Raw genomic sequence first — 17,505 nt, 5'->3', positions numbered from 1 at the left:
TTTCGGACCGCCGCTCAGATCTTGTCGACGATCCGATCCGCGAGGCCGTAGGCGATCGCTTCCTTCGCGTTCAGGTAAAAATCGCGATCAGTGTCCTGATTGATCCGTTCGATCGGCTGGCCGGAGGAATCGGCGAGGATCTGGTTCAGCTCAGCGCGGATTTTTTCCATTTCCTTCGCCTGAATGTTGATGTCGGTGGCGGGGCCCACCATGCGGCCCGAGATCAACGGCTGGTGAATCAGCACGCGGGCGTGCGGGTAGAGGAGCCGCCGGCCCTTCGGTGCGCCGCAGAGCAGGATCGAGCCCATCGACGCCGCCATGCCGGTGACGATCACCGTGATCGGCGAGGTGATCAGCCGCATCGTGTCGAACACCGCCATGCCGGCGGTGATCGAACCGCCCGGCGAGTTGATGTAGAAAGTGATCTCCTTGCCCGGGTCGACCGCCTCGAGGTAGAGGAGCTTCTCGGTCATGTCTTTCGCGGTCTCATCGGTGACCGCGCCCCACAGGAAAATTTTCCGCTGCCGCAGGAATTTCTTCTGGATCATCGCGCCCACGAGCGCGCGTGCCTTGGGAGCGGCTTCCTCGTGTTCGTCGTCATCATCGTCATCGTCGAGCCGGGGGACGGGAGCGGACAGGCCGGGCTGAAGATTGTCGAAATGCATAGGGCCGCCAACGTTGGGTGGCCCTCGCGGATTGGCAAGTGCTCAGCAGGAGTTTGGGCTCGGACGGCTGGGATGTGGCCCGGGCGTCCCGCCCGTGGGCGGCGGTTCGCGCCGACGTCGCGGGCTGGACACCTGCCATACGGGCAAGCTGGCCCCGCTACGAGTCGGTTAATACCGCACCTTGTCCGGTTTAACGGCCCACGCCTGAAACGTGCTCTGGGCCGCGTCGTGCAGCAGCGGGAGCATCTTCACCGTGCGCTGCTCCGGCGGCAGCGGGATCTGCTGGTAGATAAAATCGTCGTCGAACCCGATCGCCGCCGCGTCCTTTCGCGTGTTGGCGTAATAGACCGTCGGAATGCGGGCCCAATAGATCGCGGACAAACACATCGGACACGGCTCGCAACTGGTGTAGAGCTCGCAATCGCCGAGCTGAAACGTGCCGAGCCGCTGCGCCGCCTCGCGGATCGCGGTGACTTCCGCGTGCGCGGTGGGATCGTTGGTCGAGGTGACGCGATTCTGACCTCGCGCCACGATCTCACCGCGGCGCACGATGACGCAGCCAAAGGGGCCGCCGCGGTCGGCCCGCATGCCGTCGTCGGCCAGCTGGATCGCTTCGCGCATGTAAGTCTCGGGAGTCATCACGGCCAGTGTGTGGTGGTTCGCGCCGCTGGCGAGCGCGGAGCCCACGGCGGCCTTCGGCGAGACCGTTCGGGCATTCACCTGACGCGCGGCGTTTCGTCCTGCCGTACCTCTGCGAAATTCACGTCAAAACTCCCGAAAATTCGCGAGCGGCGGAAAGTTGCGATGCAGCGGCCGCGACCGTGTGCCGATCTGAAGCGCAGAGCTTCATCATGCGGTTGACGACCAAGCCAACTCTCGTGCGAAACCCCCACACCGGGCGAGCGAGAGGAAGAGTTGCGCTGGTGCTGGCGGCGTGTCTGTTGGCGACGATGGCGGCTTCGCCCAACGATTTCACCAAGGACCGCGCCCCGATCGATGCCGACACCGCCTTGCTCGAGGACCTCGAGCGGCGGGCGGTCCAGTTTTTCATCGAGCAGAGCGATCCGGTCACCGGGTTGACCTTCGATCGCGCGCCGGCGAACGGCGAGAGCATGTCGGAGTATCCGGCCAGCATCGCGGCGACGGGTTTCGCGCTGTCGGCCTGGTGCATCGCGGACGCGCGCGGCTGGCTGCCGCCGGGAGAAGCGGTGACGCGCGCGCGGACGACGTTGAAATTCGTGCTAGAGAACGTGGAGCACGAGCGCGGCTGGATCTACCATTTCATCCACGCGAGTTCGGGCGGACGCATGTGGCACAGCGAGGCGTCGACGATCGACACGGCGCTTTTTCTGTCGGGCGCTTTGACCGCGCGGGAATACTTCAGCGATGCGGCCGTGCAGATGCTCGTCGACGCGCTGTATGCGCGGATCGACTGGCACTGGGCGCTCAATGGCGGCGACACGCTGTCGCACGGTTGGAAGCCGGAGAGCGGCTTCATCCCCTGGCGCTGGGATCGCTATTCGGAGTTGATGGGCCTTTACCTGCTCGGCATCGGCGCGCCGGTGAACGCGCTGCCGGCGAGCAGCTGGCGGGCGTGGAAACGCGAACCGATCACGACGTATGCCGGCCGGACGTTCGTGGACGGCGGGCCGCTTTTCACGCATCAATACGCGCACGCGTGGTTCGATTTTCGCGACCGGCACGATGGGCTGCTCGACTACTGGCAGAACTCGGTCGAGGCCACGCTGGCGCAGCGCGACTGGTTCGCGCAGCAGGCGGAGCGGTTTCCGGCGTGGTCGCTGGGCCTGTGGGGACTGACCGCGTCGGACAGCGCTGCGGGCTACGTGGCGTGGGGCGGGCCGGGGAGTTTCGCACCGGAAGCAGTGGACGGAACGGTGGTCCCCTGCGCGCCGGCGGGTTCGCTGCCCTTTGCGCCGCGTGAGTGCCTCACGGCGCTACGCCGAATGCGCGAAGTCGGCGGCGAGAAGGTGTGGCGCCGCTACGGATTCGTGGACGCGTTCAATCCGCACACCGGCTGGACGTCCGGCGATGTCATCGGCATCGATGTCGGCATCACGCTGTTGATGGCCGAGAACCTCCGCTCGGGGCTCATCTGGAAAATTTTCATGGAAGCCGATGAGGTTCGGCGGGGGTTGCGGCTGGCGGGTTTCAAGACGGCGGAGCCGCAGTGGGCCGCGGACCGGGTGGCGCAAACTGAGTGACCCTGCGAACTTGATCCGCGCCCGCGAGCCGGGTATCAGGGCGTGGCGCGCCTGCGCCTCGCGTGGTGCGCCGCAACCGCAACAAAGGAGATAGTCATGAACTCACGTGTTCTCGGGCTTCGCGTGGCGAGCGCCCTATTCGGGCTGATGTGCGTTGGACAACTCATCCGGCTGATCATGCAGCTCGGAATCCAGGTAGGCAGTCATCCGGTGCCGCTGTGGTTCAGCGGCGTGGCCGCTCTGGTGCTGGCCGGACTCAGCCTCTGGTTATGGCGACTCGGGATGGAGCCGCCGAAATCAGCGGTGCCTCCGGCGGCGTAGGAATTGCCGCCCGCCGGACGACTCAGTGGTGTTGCGCGCCCGCGTCGGGCGGCAGCGCGCGCGTGCCGGACGAACCGTCCGAGGCCGGGCCGGTCGCCACTTCGGTGGCGGTGATCTCGATCGCATCGCCGTTGCTGGCCGGTCGCGGGCGCGGCGCATTCACGACGCGGGTGGCCGGAGGCCGGCCGAGCAGCCGCCGGCTGAGATAAACCGCGAGCCCGATCGCGGCGACCACCGCCGCGGCGATGGCGCCGGCGAACACGGCGACGGCGACCGCCACCGCAGCAAACAAACCGGCAACAATCAGCTTGAGGACGCGCATGAGGCGAAGACTCGCAGAGCGGCCGAAAGTTACGGCGAAGCTGTCAACGAAGGCGAGCCTGAGCTGCGGGCCCGCGCCAGGGGATTGATCGTTTGGCAAACGACCGAGCGCCTCGTTCTCCGGATCGTCCTCATTCTCTCCGAAAGGCGAGAGAAAGAGAACGAGAACGAGAAAGAGAACGATGGTGATCGTAGCCGCCGGCCGGTGGCTGGCGGCTGGACGCGAACTTTCGCGCCACGAAAAAGGGCCGCCCGAGGACGGCCCTGGAAGAGGGAAGCGCGCTGAGACGACGGTTATTCGTTGGTGATGTCGAACGTCGTGCTCTGCCGGCGAATCGGCGTGTAGGCCTTGTACCACGCCTTCTGCGCGTCGCTGCCATCGTAGTCTTTCAGCGCCTGCTCGCTGGCGAACTCCATCACGATCACCTGATCCTTTTTCACTTCGGCGCCCGGCGCATTCTGGATCTTCAACGGCTTGGTCCAGACGCGGGTGATGCCCTTGAACTGGGCCGGCAGCGCCTTCGCGCCGTCCAGTGCGGCTTTGATCTGCTCCGGCGTGGTGCCTTCCTTCCAGGCGACCGTCACGACGTGGATCACGGATTTCGGCGCGGTCTCCGCCGCGAAGGTGGTCGCACCGAGCATCAGGGCGCCGGTGGCGATGGCGATCATCATCAGCTTTTTCATCATTGGGTTGGTTTTTCTGGTTGGGGTTGTCTCGGCGTGAAGCCGGGAGGTTGGCCGGCGCGCGCCGTAGGGCGCTGCCGGGGTGTGTCTGTGGCGAGCGGATCGAGTAGACCACCTGCCAGTGCAGAGTCGACGGATTGCCAGCGGTTTGGATGCACGAAAAGCCGCAAGGCTGCGTATGACACCGTTCAAATCGCCCTCCCCGAGCCCACAATGTAACCCAATAGGTTACAGTGTGCGGAGCGCACGAGACGTGGAGCGCCCTACTCGGCGACGGTGAGATCGAGGACGAAGATGCCGTGGCCGATGCCGGCGGCTTCGCCGGCTTTGCCCATCTGGAAGGCCACGTGGCGGCCGTCGTCGCTCACCACGCCGTTCGAGGCTTTGTAGCCGGCGTAGTCGCTGAAATGTGTCAACCGCGTGTAGGTGCCGGTGCCGTCGAGCGCCAGTTTCCAGAGGTCGATGCTGCCCGGTCCGCGCTTGTTCTGCGAGTCGCACTCCACGAGCGTGTGGCGGCCGTCCGGGAAAATGCCCTCGGGTTCGTCGTAGATGTCAGGCGAGTTCGTGTAAGCGGTGAGTTTCCGCGTTGCGAGCTCGATGCCGTAGACGTCGCATTTCTGTCCTCCGTCGGTGTAGGTGCTGAAGATCAGCTCCTTTTCCTCGGGCGGACGGTAGTTCTGGGTCTCCATGGTCGCGCGGAACGGCAGGTCCTTGCCGTCGAGGATCAGCCGCTTGTTGGCGATCGCGGGCACGCCGTCGGTGTAGACGAGATCGGCCTCCACCATCGTGGACGTCGACAGGTTGCCCTCGCCGGGCTTCGGATCGATCCACTCCGGCCAGGCGAAATGCAGCCGCTGGCGCGAAACCGCCGGACCTTCGTTGCAGCGGATGCCGAGCGGCACCGGCGGCTTGCGGCCGCTCTTGTCCAGCACGAAGAGGTAGCAGTTGCGACGCGCGTGATTGACGTCCTTCAGGTCGTAGGCGAGCGGACCGGCGAGCAGGATGTCGCCGTTAGCGAGATAGAGCGCGCGGGTGTAGCCGTAATGCGGATAGTGCTGCGTGAGATTGCGGATCGCGCCGGTCGCGAGGTCCAGTTCCATCGCGTCGCCGAAGGTTTTGCTGAGGAACAAAATCTTTTTGCTGTCGTGCGACCAGTCGGCGCGTTCGCCGAACTGCGTCAGATGGCGGATGTGCGGCGGCAGATGATCGGCGGGACTCTGGCCGGGCTGAGGCTCAGCGCGGGCGAACAGCGGCGCGGTCAGGAGAAGCACGCCAGCGGCGAGGCGGGTGGGGAAGGGGTGCATCGCGGAGAACAGACGTCCTCGGAGGAGAGAAGTTGCGTGCGGAACGGGGCGGGTCTTAGCGGAGCGAAACTGTCTCGGCTTGCGGGAAGTCCGCGGGGAGGGCTTGGGTCACCCGGCCGGTCGCAGCCCACTCGGCACCGCGTTGCAGCGTGACGATGAACCCGACGCAGCGCATCGCCGTCAGGTCACCCTTGCGGACGTGACCCAGTGGGGTGTGAAAAATCCGGCCTTGGCCGTAGGTGACGGTGAAGAGGATCGGCTCATGCCGGCCGGAACCGCGGTTGGCGGGATCGTCGTAAGCGGTGGCCAGCACGGTCAGATTTTCGGCCGGGCCACGCAGCCGGTTGTAGAGTTCGTCGGCGGCGTGCATCCACGTCGTTGGCAGCCCGTGCGTGATCGGATGATCCGGCTCGCGGATCACGACCTGAAACGCGTGGACGTTGCCGTGACTACCGCCGGGGCCCGGAGACGGATCGCGGACGATCTTGGTGCCGTCCCAATACACATACGGGCCCCATTGCTCATTGCGGCCTTCCCAGCCACCGAGCCCGCAGATCGCATTGTAGTCCTTCCATGCGGGAAACGCATTGTCGGCCGAGTGGACGACAACAAATCCGCCGCCGCCGCGCACATAGTCGACGAAAGCCGCCTGCGTGGCCGCGGGCCACGCGTCACCCATGTAGTTTGAAATCACGAGACCGTAGTCGGAAAACGTCGGCCGAAATCCGCTGAGATCACCGCCCTTCGGCGGCGTCGTCGCAACGTCGACGTGGAAGAGCCCGGTTTGCTCGAGGATCGATTTCAGGTGTGGCGTGGTGACCTGCCACTCGTGGTTGTTCTGGCCGTCGATGATGAGCGCCTTGATCGGCGCTGCGGAGGCGCTGACGGCGGCGATCGAGAGAAGCAGAAAGGCGCAGAGGGTTTTCATGGGCAGCGTGGACTAGGGGTTCAGCCAGCCGGAGGCGCGCAGCCAATCGGCCGCGCGATCGGGCCAGGAGGTGATGAGTTGATCGGTGCGACGGAGCCCGAAACCGTGGCCTCCGGTTGGATAGAGGTGCATCTCGGCGGAAACGTTCGCCTGCTTCAGGGCGAGATAGTAGAAGAGAGCGTTCTCTACGTGCACCGGATCGTCTTCGGCCATCGCCAGGAAGGTCGGCGGCGTTTTCCCGGCGGTGACGGCCACCTCGGGCGCGATGCCGACCTGATGGTCGCGGGCGGTGAAATAGCCCGGATAAATCAGCAGCGCGAAATCGGGCCGGCAGCTCAGCGCGTCAGCGGCGTCGATGGCGGGATACAATCGCGCGTCCTGATGCGCGCTCAACACGGCCGCGACGTGTGCGCCCGCGGAGAACCCGATGATGCCGATGCGATGCGGATCGATTCCGAATTCGGCGGCGCGTTGACGCAGCACTCCCATCGCGCGCTGCGCGTCCTGCCCGGGCGGAAGGTGTTGCGGCATGCCTTCGCGGCGGGGCACGCGATATTTCAAGAGGACGCCGGTCACGCCGATCGAGTTCAACCAGTCGCAGACCTCCGTGCCCTCGATGTCCATCGCGAGCCGCACGTACCCGCCGCCGGGACACACGAGCACGGCCGCGCCGGTGTCCTTTGCCGGATCCGGTTTGTAAACGGTGAGCGTCGGCGTGGACACGTTGCTGATCCTGATCACGGGCCGGCCGGCGGGTTTGCGGTCGGCGGGAGTGGTCACATCGACTTCCGGTGGAAGCGGCGCGGTCTCGCCGGGAGGCTGGTCCGGCCACAGCGGAATCGTGATGGGCTCAGCGGCCAGCGCGGCGCTGACGAGCCAGGCGAAGCCGGCGAATGGGAGCAGGGTGCGGGGGTTCATGCGCACAGAGACTGACGCGCCCGAGCGTGAACGGGTCCACGGCGTGGCGCGAGCATTGCGTCTTAACCGTCCTTCGGCTTGCGGGTGCGGCGTCGCGAAGCTTTGCTGAAAACGTGCCGTCGGCGGTCGCCCCGATTCTCGCCCGGCATTCACTCCGATGAAAACCACGCTGCGTTTGCTTTCGTTCCTCGCTGCCGGGCTCGCGCTGGTTTCCGCCGGGCGCACCTTCGCCGCCACGACGCCGGACCCGGTGATCGCGGCGGTCACGGCAGCGGACGCGGAGCGGCAGGCGGCGTTCGTTGCCGGCGACCGAGCGCAGCTCGACGCAATCCTGTCGGACAGCCTCCGCTATGCGCACTCGAACGGAAAGATCGACACGAAGGCGACGCTCATCGAATCGATCGTTTCGGGGCGATCGGACTACGAGAGCTTCGACTATCGCGAACGCGAGTTCGTGCCTGCCGGCCCAGGCGTGGTGTTGATGCCGGGACGCGTGGTGGTCGGGCTGCGCACGGCCGGTGGACCGATGACGCTCGATCTGAATTTTCTCGGCGTCTGGCGCGAGGAGAATGGGAAATGGCGATTCTTCGCGTGGCAGTCGTCGAAGAATCCGCCGGAGCCGGCGAAGTGACGCGGCGCGTTGGGGACGCGCTTAGCTCGGACGGGTAGGGCGGGTTATCCCTAACCCGCCGTTGAGGGGGGAATGCGGCATCACGCGGCGCGTTGGGGACAACGCGCCCTACCTTAGGCAAAGAATATTGAGGTGATCGATGTTCGGACCGAGCGGCGGATTTAGCCGGATCGTGTTCGGACCGGCGTGCAGGTTCACGATGACGCGGTCCCACGCCCACGACTCGAGACTGCCGGTTGGCCAGAGCACGACCGCGCCGGCGGGTGCGCCGTTCAGAATCAGCGCTGCAGGTTCGATTTCATCGCGGCGCATGGCGTAGCGAAACTCCAGAAGGTAGTGGCCGGCGGTCGGCGCGTCGTAGGTCCACTCGATCCAGCGGCGGCCTTGCGAGCCGGCGAAGTCACGGTAACCGACGCCGGTGAATCCGGCGACGGCGCGGCGCACGGGAGCGCTATCGACGCGGGCGTCTTCGGCTTCGAGGATCGAGCCGCCGGGCGTTACGGACATCGAAGGCACGGCGACGGGTGAACCGGTGATGGTCAGATCGTAGAGCACGCTGCGATAGAGCGCGCGCCAGTCGACGGTGCCGACGCGGTTCATCCAAATCGGATTCCGGTAGTGCGCCAGTGCGAGCGATGCGAAGTTGCGCCAGTGAAACGCGGCTTGGTTCAGCTCGCGCGCGATCGTCGCGTGCTGATCGGGCGTGGGCTTGGCGCGCGATAACGCGAGCTCGGTCGCGGCGCGGATCTTGTGCGCATAGTAGCCACCGAGGTGCGCCATCGAGCGGATGTCGTCGAGCGTCACCTGCAGCGTGGAATCGCCGATGGCAGAAATTTCGTCGACGAGAGCGAGAGCGCGCGCGGCGTGGGCGTTGAGTTGATCCGCCACCTGCAAGGGCGTGATGCCGCCAATTTCCCGTCCGTGGGTAATCGCGTCGACGTAGTCGGGAATCGACACGTTGCCGGTGGTCGGGTGGGGCGGCAGCGAGATGAACCGGTTGATGTCGTGGAAGCCGGTCGGCGTTTGCGCGGGCTCGGGCCGGCTCCGCGCGGCTTCGATATACCACTGGAAATCGAACCGGCCCCAATGGAATCCCGTCGTCAATGGATAGATCATCGATGCGTCCTGCCACGCGGCGAAGAGCTTCGCGGCGTCGACGCTGGGAAACTGTTCCGCGAGCAGTGCGATCAGCCGCTCGTTCGGCAGCGCCGGATCGTAGCCGAGCCGGCCCCAGAGCAGCCAGTGATACCAATGCTTCTCGATCTCGAGCGGTCGCGGTGCGTCCGACGCGCGGTTCACGTCGAGAAACTCGCGTCCCCAGATCCATTGATCGGAGCCGTAGTAGAATCCGCGCGTCGGCGTGCCCGGCATGTTCTGGATGAACTCGCGCACGAAATCCGGGGCGCCCCAGCGGAACACGTACGCGTCGTCGTTCCGCAGCGTCCACAGCACGGGCTGGTCACCGATATCCGCGAGAAACCGCTCATGGAAATTCTGGCGCGTCGAGCTGAGCGCGTGGGCTTCGGCGTATTTGAAGCTGTAGACGAAATCGACCCCTTGATGCGCGATCAGGGGCGCGAACGTTTGCGCGATCTCGCGGGCCGCGGCTTCGTGCTGCCGGTGAATAAACGTGATCCGGCGGTCCGGCTGGACGGCGAGTGCATCGAGCACGCCCTGGCCGTAGGTGCGGAACGCCCACTGCTCCTTCTGCGCGGGCGTCGCATCGAGCATGTTTTCGCCGGTGGTAAGCCCGATGCCGGCGAGATCCGGATACGTGAGGAGCAGCTCGCGCACGCTGCGGCGGAAGTAGTCGATCGTCGCGGCATTGTCCAAGGCGGTGGTGAAGCCGTAGCGACTGGCGGGAGAAACGCCCGAATCAGGAGCGGCCGAGGGCGGCCGTGCCCCCGCGCCCGTGCCGTTCAGAAAGACATTCCACGTGATCAGATAAAACTTCACGTTGCGCGACCGGCCGTAGCGCATGACCTCGCGCCAGAACGCGATTTTTTCCTCGATCGTCATTCGCTTCAGCGTTTCGACGTGATCAAGGATCTCCGGCGCATCGAGCCCCACGGCCCAGGTGGAGTAAAACTCGTCCCACTTCGCCGTGGAGCGCTGGACGTCAGCAAGCGCGACGTCGGGATACTCTGGCACGCGGACGAGAGACGGGAACGGGTGCAGATTCCAGAGCGAGATCAAATTGTAGCGGTCGCGGGCGAGGCGGTCGATGAAGTCGTGCCAGAATCCCAGGTCCCAAACCGTCGCGATATTCTGCTGCGCCGAATCGGACGCGTCGGTGTAGCTGGGCGTGCGAGCATCGAGCGGCAGGTTGAACTTTACGCCGCGTTCCGCGAAGTGCGGGTTGCTGTCGCGGTCCGTGATCGCCTCGAGCCCGCGCGTGCGGATGAGTTCGGCCGTCTCCAGTCCGCCGTACATCAAACCGGCGCTGTCCGGCGCGATGATCCAGGTCCGACGAGGCTCATGCCGCGCGATCCGGAGGCTGAAGCCTTCTGCGCGCAGGTCACCTGGCGGCGCGATCGCTTGGGCGGCGACGGCGGCGCGGACCAGCGGCGAATCGGCGGAGGCCAGCACGATTGCGTCGGCATCGCTGGGCAGCAGGCTGGCCGTCAGGTCCAGCCGATGCGGTTCAAAACCCCGGCGGATGAGCGCCGATTCGAGCTCGCGGGCCGCGAAGCCAACCGGTTCATCTTGCGGATCAAACGCCAGGTGAACAGGCCGCGCGAAGGCGGGCGCGAGCGCGAATGTGCAGACAAGCGCGAGTACGACGAGGCGGGCGAGTGGGGGCATCGAAAGCGGCGGGGTGCACGGCTTGGACGAGCCAGCAGTGAGAAAAGATGCACGGTGCCGCTCCGTCGGCGAGCGGAGAGACGGGCGTATGACCTAAGCCCGCCGGGACGGCGGGCTCCACCTCTCGCTACCGAATCGCGGCGTGATAGGCCTGCAGCGATTTCACTTCGGAACGACCGGCGCGGGATTCGGCGATCCCGACCACCGCGGCCCGCGCCGCGGCGACCGTCGTGACGTACGGCACCTTGTATTTGATCGCCGCTTTGCGGATGTAGCTGTCGTCGAACTTGCTGGCCTTGCCGACCGGCGTGTTGATGACCAGCGCGATCTCGCCGCTCATGATCTCGTCCGCGATGTTGGGCCGCTTGATCTCGTGGATCTTGAAGCTGCGTTCGCTCTTCACCCCGTGCTGCTGCAGGAACGTGTGCGTGCCGTCGGTGGCCTTGATCCGGAAACCGAGTTCCTGGAACTTGCACGCGACCCCGAGGATCGCCGCCTTGTCGGCGTCGACGACGGAGATGAACACGGTTCCTTTCGTCGGGAGCGGTGGCGTGGCGGCTTCCTGCGATTTGAAGTAAGCGAGCCCGAACGTCGGCGCGAGGCCGAGCACTTCACCCGTGGAGCGCATCTCCGGTCCGAGCACCGGATCCACCTCCGGGAACATGTTGAATGGCATCACCACCTCTTTCACGCCGACGTGCGGGATGACGCGTTGCTTCAGGTGCAGATCCTTCAACTTGGTGCCGAGCATCAGCTGCGTGGCGATCCGCGCCATCGGCACGGCGCAGACCTTGGAGACGAGTGGCACGGTGCGGGAAGCGCGCGGATTCGCCTCGAGGACGTAGACCTTGTCCTGGCAAATTGCGTATTGGATGTTCATCACGCCGGCGACCTTGAGCTCGCGGCCGATGCGCAGCGTGTAGGCTTCGATCGTGGCGAGGTGTTTTTTTGGCAGCGAAACCGGTGGGATCGCGCACGCCGAATCGCCGGAGTGGATCCCGGCAAACTCGATGTGCTCCATGACCGCGGGCACGAACGCGTCGGTGCCGTCGGCCAGCGCATCGGCCTCGGCCTCGGTCGCGTTCTCCAGAAAACGGTCGATCAGGATCGGGCGTTCCGGGCTGACGTCGATCGCGCGCGCGAGGTAGTCCTTGAGCATCGCTTCGTCGTGCACGACCTCCATCGCGCGTCCGCCGAGGACGAATGATGGGCGCACCATGACCGGGTAGCCGATGCGTGCGGCCACCGCGCGGGCTTCCTCGAACGTACTCGCCATGCCGGACTCGGGCATCGGGATGCCCATCTTTTCCATCATCTGCCGGAAGCGGTCGCGATCCTCGGCGAGATCGATCGTGTCGGGTGAAGTGCCGAGCACTTTCACGCCGGCGGCTTCCAGTTCTTTCGCGATGTTGAGCGGTGTCTGGCCGCCGAACTGCACCACGACGCCTTCCGGTTTCTCCTTCGCGTAGATGCTGAGCACGTCCTCGATCGTGAGCGGCTCGAAGTAGAGCTTGTCAGAGGTGTCGTAGTCAGTGGAGACGGTCTCCGGGTTGCAATTGACCATGATCGTCTCGTAACCGGCGTCGCGCAGCGCCCACGCGGCGTGCACGCAGCAGTAATCGAACTCGATGCCCTGGCCGATCCGGTTCGGGCCGCCGCCGAGCACCATGACTTTTTTCCGATTGCTCACCGGCACGCGATCCGGGCCGTTGTAGGTCGAGTAGTAATAGGACGCCTGCTCCACGCCGCTGACCGGCACGGCATCCCACGCTTCGACGATCCCGATCGCGGTGCGCCGGGCGCGGATCTCGGCTTCGGGCAGGCCGAGGAGCTTGGCGAGGTATTTGTCCGCGAAACCGTCGCGCTTGGCTTGGGCGAGCAGATCGTCGGGCAACATCCGGCCGCAGAAGGTGAGGATCTTTTCCTCCAGTTCGACCAGCTCCTTCATCTGCTGGATGAACCAGCGCTTGATGTGGGTTTTCCGGTGGAGTTCGTCGAGGTCGGCGCCCTTGCGCAGCGCTTCATACATGATCCACTGCCGCTCGCTGTTCGGCTCGGTGAGCATCGCCATCAATTCGTCGAGCGAGCGCTGGTGGAAGTCCTTCGCGAACCCGAGCCCGTAACGACCGTTCTCGAGGGAGCGGATCGCCTTCTGCAACGCCTCCTTGTAGTTCTTGCCGATGCTCATCACTTCGCCGACGGCGCGCATCTGCGTGCCGAGTTTGTCCTGGGCGCCGCGGAATTTCTCGAAAGCGAACCGCGCGAACTTCACCACCACGTAGTCACCGGTTGGAATGTATTTCTCGAGCGTGCCGTCGCGCCAGTAGGGAATCTCGTCGAGCGTGAGACCGCCGGCCAGCTTGGCCGATACGAGCGCGATGGGAAACCCGGTGGCCTTCGAGGCGAGGGCGGAGGAGCGCGAGGTCCGCGGGTTGATCTCGATCACGACGATGCGATCGGTCTCCGGATCGTGCGCGAACTGGACGTTCGTGCCGCCGATCACGCCGATGGATTCGACGATCCGGTAGGCGTATTCCTGCAGCCGTGCCTGGAGCTTCGGCTCGATCGTCAGCATCGGCGCCACGCAGTAGGAGTCGCCGGTGTGCACGCCCATCGCGTCGACGTTCTCGATGAAACAGACGGTGATCAGGTGGTTCTTCGCATCGCGGACCACCTCAAGCTCGAGTTCCTCCCAGCCGAGTACGGATTCTTCGACCAGGATCTGGTTGACCATGCTGGCCGCGAGTCCGCGGCTGGCCACGACGCGGAGCTCCTCGACATTGTAAACGTGGCCGCCGCCGGTGCCGCCGAGCGTGTAGGCCGGCCGGATGACCACCGGATAGCCGAGTTCGGTCGCGACCTTCTCGGCTTCCTCCACCGAGAACGCCGGCGCGCTGCGCGGCATGTCGATGCCGAGCCGTTTCATGGTTTCCTTGAAGATGATCCGGTCCTCGCCCTTCTCGATCGCATCGGCCTCGACGCCGATGATCCGCACGCCGAAGCGCGCGAGCACGCCGGCTTTCGCGAGCTGCGACGACAAATTGAGTCCAGTCTGGCCGCCGAGATTTGGCAGCAAGGCGTCCGGCCGTTCCTTCGCGATGATCTCCGTGAGCGACGGGACCGTCAGCGGCTCGATGTAGGTGACGTCCGCCGTGCCGGGATCGGTCATGATCGTGGCCGGGTTGGAGTTGACCAACACGATCTGATAACCGAGTGCGCGCAGGGCTTTGCACGCCTGGGTGCCGGAGTAGTCGAACTCGCAGGCTTGGCCGATGATGATCGGGCCGGAGCCGATGATGAGGACCTTCTTGATGTCGTCGCGTCGAGGCATGGGTAAAACGGGCCGGAGGGCGGCTGCGGGGGACCGGGAGGATGACCGGACCGCGTGAGCGTGGCCGCCGGATCGAATCCATTCATAGCTGCCGCGTACGGGCCGGCGCAACGGGTTAAACCCTCGCGTCTGTGGTATTTCCGGCGCGAATGAGGCCGACGCGTCCGGCTTAACCGCCGCAGCCTCGCGCCCGCCACGGTCCCGCTACGATCAGGAGGTCGGTCGCGGAAGCGTTTGTTTGCTGAGCGCTGGTGGCCACAGGGATAGCTCCAGCCGGCTGCCGGCGGGCCCGACGGGCAAACTTTGCTTTTTTGCCGTACCAAAGGCCAATTTTGCTGTCTGTGGGTCGCATCCATCATGCCTGCCCCGATCAGAGTGTTAATAGCAGACGACCACGATTCGCTCCGTGAAGGTTTGAGTATTCTGCTGGAATTCGAGGAAGACATCCAGGTCGTCGCCGAAGCCCGCGACGGGCGTGAGGCGGTCGAGCAGGCGCTGATTCACCGGCCGGACGTGGTGGTGATGGATATCACCATGCCGCGGCTCGACGGGCTGCAGGCGACGCGCCAAATCAGGCAGATGCTGCTCGAGACGCACGTGCTGATGATTTCGGCGGAGGACGACAACACCGGTGTCGAGCAGGCGATCGCGTGCGGCGCGCTCGGTTTCATCTGCAAGCACACCTCGCTGATGAACGTGCCCAACGCTATCCGCGAGGTGGATGCGGGAAACACCTTCTTCGCGATGACGCCGCGGCGTGCTACCGACACGGACAGCGAATCAGAATCGGTCGTCGAGCACGTCGAGTTCTAGGGCGGCTCCCTCCTCACGACGCGGGTGCTGTTTGGGGCAGGGCTGACGCTTGTCGGCGGCCGGCAATGGGAGGCCACCTCGTTGAGGCGGCTTTTTCGGTTGGCCTACGTCATCCGATCTAGCCAGTCACCGATCCGGCCTGCAGGGCGGCCAACGGCCCACGCGGGGTGTTTCTCGCTGCTGCGATCCTCGCGGAATTCCGTGCGACGACGTGACGTCGCTCTTGGCGGTGTTCTACAGCCATGACTTGGCGCTTACCCCGACCATGAACCAGTCTGTCTGCACAGCCGCCGCGCTCGCGCTGGGCCTGATCGTTGCGGCCGTACGGGCGAGCGGGAATGATGCCGGGCTGCCTCGGTTCGCGACGGCTTCGGCCGAAGTGAATCGGCCGATTGGTGCCGCGAAGGGGATCTTCCGGGGACGCGTGGTCTGGGTGCACGAACCCGCCGCGGTCAACCAAGCCTGCGTCGCCGATGCCGCCCCGGGGTGGTATGCGCGGGCGAACAACGAGCAGCCGGTGGTCGACGGCATGGTTTCGCGCGCGCTGCAGACGCTCACCGGCGAGTCCACGGATGCGGCCGCCTGGGCGGCGATCTTCCGCTTTCACAATGCGACACGCGGCAAGGGCGCGGCGAGCTATGTCCGCGGCGAGAAGGTGGTCATCAAGATCAACGCCACGAGCGCGTATCACGGCAACTTCGATCCCGTCACGCTCCGGCCGCGGATGTTCATCTCGGAAACGTCGGTCGGCCCGGTGCTGGCGATGCTGCGGCAGTTGGTGAACGTCGTCGGTGTGGACCAGCGCGACATCTACGTCGGCGATCCGATGAAGCACATCTACCCGCATCTCTACGCGGTGTGGCATGGCGAATTTCCGGACGTGCACTATCTCGATAACGGCGGCTATACGGCGCTGGGCCGTGAGACCGCGGCGCCGAGTGCCACCGCCACCCTCCATTACTCCGATCGTGGCTCGGTTCTGCGGACGAACGTCTGGGCGAACAACTATCCCGGCGACAACCCCGTGACCGAAGATCGGGTCTATGCGGTGTTCGACGAGGCGGAATACCTCATCAACATTACGATGCTCAAAGGCCACAAGCGCGCCGGCGTGACGATGTTCGCGAAAAACCACTTCGGCTCACACACCCGCGGCGACGCGTCGCACCTGCACAACGGGCTGGTCGCGCCGACCGAGATGCCAAACGCGACCCGCGAGGGCTATGGGCTCTACCGGGTGCAAGTAGACATCATGGGCCATGCCTCGCTCGGTCGGAAGAACCTGCTGTTTCTCATGGATGCGTTGTGGGCTGCAGACCACGAGCTCGGCGTGCCGTTGCGATGGCAGATGCCGCCGTTCGCGAACACCTACATGGCCTCGATCTTCGCGTCGCTGGATCCGGTGGCGATCGAATCGGTCGGCTACGATTTCCTGCGCAGCGAGTTCACGACCGACCGCGTTCCGCTGGCCGGCACGTTTGTTCAGATGACCGGGGTCGACGACTACCTGCACCAGGCGGCCGACTCGGCCAACTGGCCGGCGGGGCTCGGGTATGATCCGAACGGCACCGGTGTGCCGCTGGCCAGCCTGGGCGTTCATGAGCATTGGGACAGCGCGGCGACCAAACGCTATTCGCGCAACCTGTCCGCTGCGGGCACCGGCATCGAACTTGTCCGCGTGTCGCAATCGGCGGCGCCCGGCCGGCTGGCGAACATCTCGACGCGCGCGCAGTGTGGCACGGACGCCAACGTCACCATCGGAGGGTTTGTCATCACGGGCGCAGCGAAGCAGGTGCTCATTCGCGCTGTTGGGCCCAGCCTCGAGGCGCAGGGAATGGCGCGGGCCGCGTTGCTGGCCGATCCGTTGATCGAGCTGCATGAAGCGACGCGCAGTGAAGTGGTCGCGAGCAACGACGACTGGACCACCAACCCGAACGCCGCGGCGATCGTGAGCACGGGTGCCGAGCTCGGCGCCGCCGCGTTGAGCAGCGACGACACGACGTCGTCGGCGCTGTTGCTGACGTTGCCGCGCGGCGTCTACAGCATCGTCGTGCGCGGCCAAGCTGAATCCTCCGGCATCGTGCTCGTGGAAATCTATGACGCAGATCCGGCGGGCGCGCCCGGCCGGCTGGCAAACCTCTCGACGCGCGCGCGGTGCGGCACGGGCGACAACGTCACCATCGGCGGGTTCGTCGTGACCGGCGGGCCGAAGCAGGTGTTGATTCGTGCTGTCGGGCCGACGCTGGCCACGCGCGGGCTCAACGCGTTCGAAGTCCTGTTCGATCCCACGATCGAACTGCACGATGCGCGGCGGCAAAACAGGATCGTCGCGACGAATGACAACAATGCTGACGGTCCTTATCCGGCCGAACTTCCGCGGATCGCGGGGGCGCTCGGCGCGGGCGCGCTCGACGCGAATGACCGTCGCTCCGCAACCTTGCTGACGACGCTCGCGCCCGGGGTCTACAGCGTGGTGACACGCGGGCGCGCTGCGACCGAGGGCGTCGTCCTCATCGAAGTTTTCGACGCCGACTAGGCGTGACTTCAAAACCTCCTGCAGGG

14 protein-coding genes are annotated in these 17,505 nt (G+C 65.4%); 5 read left to right on the top strand and 9 right to left on the bottom strand.

Annotated elements, in window-relative coordinates; translation table 11 throughout:
• Nucleotides 1–14 precede the first annotated feature (14 nt).
• The gene (locus OTER_RS22925) at nt 15–665 is read right to left on the bottom strand and encodes a ClpP family protease (RefSeq protein WP_012377330.1); all 651 of its coding nucleotides are present in this window, start codon (nt 663–665) and stop codon (nt 15–17) included.
• A 168-nt stretch (nt 666–833) separates the two neighbouring features.
• A complete protein-coding gene (locus tag OTER_RS22920) occupies nt 834–1,304 on the bottom strand; it encodes a nucleoside deaminase (RefSeq protein WP_044892864.1) in 471 nt (156 codons plus the stop codon).
• A gap of 311 nt (nt 1,305–1,615) precedes the next feature.
• Here OTER_RS22920 and OTER_RS22915 point away from each other — a divergent pair, with 311 nt between their 5' ends.
• The gene (locus OTER_RS22915; RefSeq protein WP_012377328.1) at nt 1,616–2,887 is read left to right on the top strand and encodes a glucoamylase family protein; all 1,272 of its coding nucleotides are present in this window, start codon (nt 1,616–1,618) and stop codon (nt 2,885–2,887) included.
• Between the two features lie 96 nt (nt 2,888–2,983).
• On the top strand, nt 2,984–3,208 hold the full coding sequence (locus OTER_RS22910) for a hypothetical protein (RefSeq protein ID WP_012377327.1): 225 nt from the start codon (nt 2,984–2,986) through the stop codon (nt 3,206–3,208).
• Between the two features lie 22 nt (nt 3,209–3,230).
• On the opposite strand, the gene OTER_RS22905 is transcribed toward OTER_RS22910, so the two are convergent.
• From OTER_RS22905 to OTER_RS22885, 5 genes are all read right to left on the bottom strand, one after another.
• The gene (locus OTER_RS22905; protein ID WP_012377326.1) at nt 3,231–3,530 is read right to left on the bottom strand and encodes a hypothetical protein; all 300 of its coding nucleotides are present in this window, start codon (nt 3,528–3,530) and stop codon (nt 3,231–3,233) included.
• A gap of 293 nt (nt 3,531–3,823) precedes the next feature.
• Nucleotides 3,824–4,216, bottom strand: coding sequence for a Dabb family protein (locus tag OTER_RS22900; RefSeq protein ID WP_012377325.1), 393 nt, complete (start codon nt 4,214–4,216; stop codon nt 3,824–3,826).
• 260 nt (nt 4,217–4,476) lie between these two features.
• Entirely contained in the window at nt 4,477–5,517 is a 1,041-nt protein-coding gene (locus OTER_RS22895) for a TolB family protein (RefSeq protein ID WP_012377324.1), read from the bottom strand.
• A 55-nt stretch (nt 5,518–5,572) separates the two neighbouring features.
• Nucleotides 5,573–6,445, bottom strand: coding sequence for a ThuA domain-containing protein (locus OTER_RS22890; RefSeq protein WP_012377323.1), 873 nt, complete (start codon nt 6,443–6,445; stop codon nt 5,573–5,575).
• Nucleotides 6,446–6,457: 12 nt separating this feature from the next.
• Entirely contained in the window at nt 6,458–7,363 is a 906-nt protein-coding gene (locus tag OTER_RS22885) for an alpha/beta hydrolase (RefSeq protein ID WP_012377322.1), read from the bottom strand.
• 157 nt (nt 7,364–7,520) lie between these two features.
• Between OTER_RS22885 and OTER_RS22880 the strand changes: the two genes are divergently transcribed.
• On the top strand, nt 7,521–7,994 hold the full coding sequence (locus tag OTER_RS22880) for a nuclear transport factor 2 family protein (RefSeq protein WP_012377321.1): 474 nt from the start codon (nt 7,521–7,523) through the stop codon (nt 7,992–7,994).
• 108 nt (nt 7,995–8,102) lie between these two features.
• Here OTER_RS22880 and OTER_RS22875 read toward each other — a convergent pair whose 3' ends face one another.
• Both OTER_RS22875 and carB read right to left on the bottom strand, forming a co-directional pair.
• Nucleotides 8,103–10,799: a carbohydrate-binding protein gene (locus OTER_RS22875; RefSeq protein ID WP_012377320.1), complete on the bottom strand. Its 2,697-nt coding sequence runs from the start codon at nt 10,797–10,799 to the stop codon at nt 8,103–8,105.
• Nucleotides 10,800–10,926: 127 nt separating this feature from the next.
• On the bottom strand, nt 10,927–14,130 hold the full coding sequence (gene carB, locus OTER_RS22870) for a carbamoyl-phosphate synthase large subunit (protein WP_012377319.1): 3,204 nt from the start codon (nt 14,128–14,130) through the stop codon (nt 10,927–10,929).
• Nucleotides 14,131–14,487: 357 nt separating this feature from the next.
• On the opposite strand from carB, the gene OTER_RS22865 reads away from it, so the two are divergent.
• Both OTER_RS22865 and OTER_RS22860 read left to right on the top strand, forming a co-directional pair.
• A complete protein-coding gene (locus OTER_RS22865; RefSeq protein WP_012377318.1) occupies nt 14,488–14,943 on the top strand; it encodes a response regulator in 456 nt (151 codons plus the stop codon).
• A gap of 265 nt (nt 14,944–15,208) precedes the next feature.
• A complete protein-coding gene (locus OTER_RS22860) occupies nt 15,209–17,479 on the top strand; it encodes a DUF362 domain-containing protein (RefSeq protein ID WP_148218223.1) in 2,271 nt (756 codons plus the stop codon).
• The last annotated feature ends 26 nt before the right edge of the window (nt 17,480–17,505 follow it).

The sequence above is a fragment of the Opitutus terrae PB90-1 genome, assembly GCF_000019965.1.
Classification (GTDB): Bacteria; Verrucomicrobiota; Verrucomicrobiia; order Opitutales; family Opitutaceae; genus Opitutus; species Opitutus terrae.
This window is presented reverse-complemented; position numbering and strand designations above follow the sequence as displayed.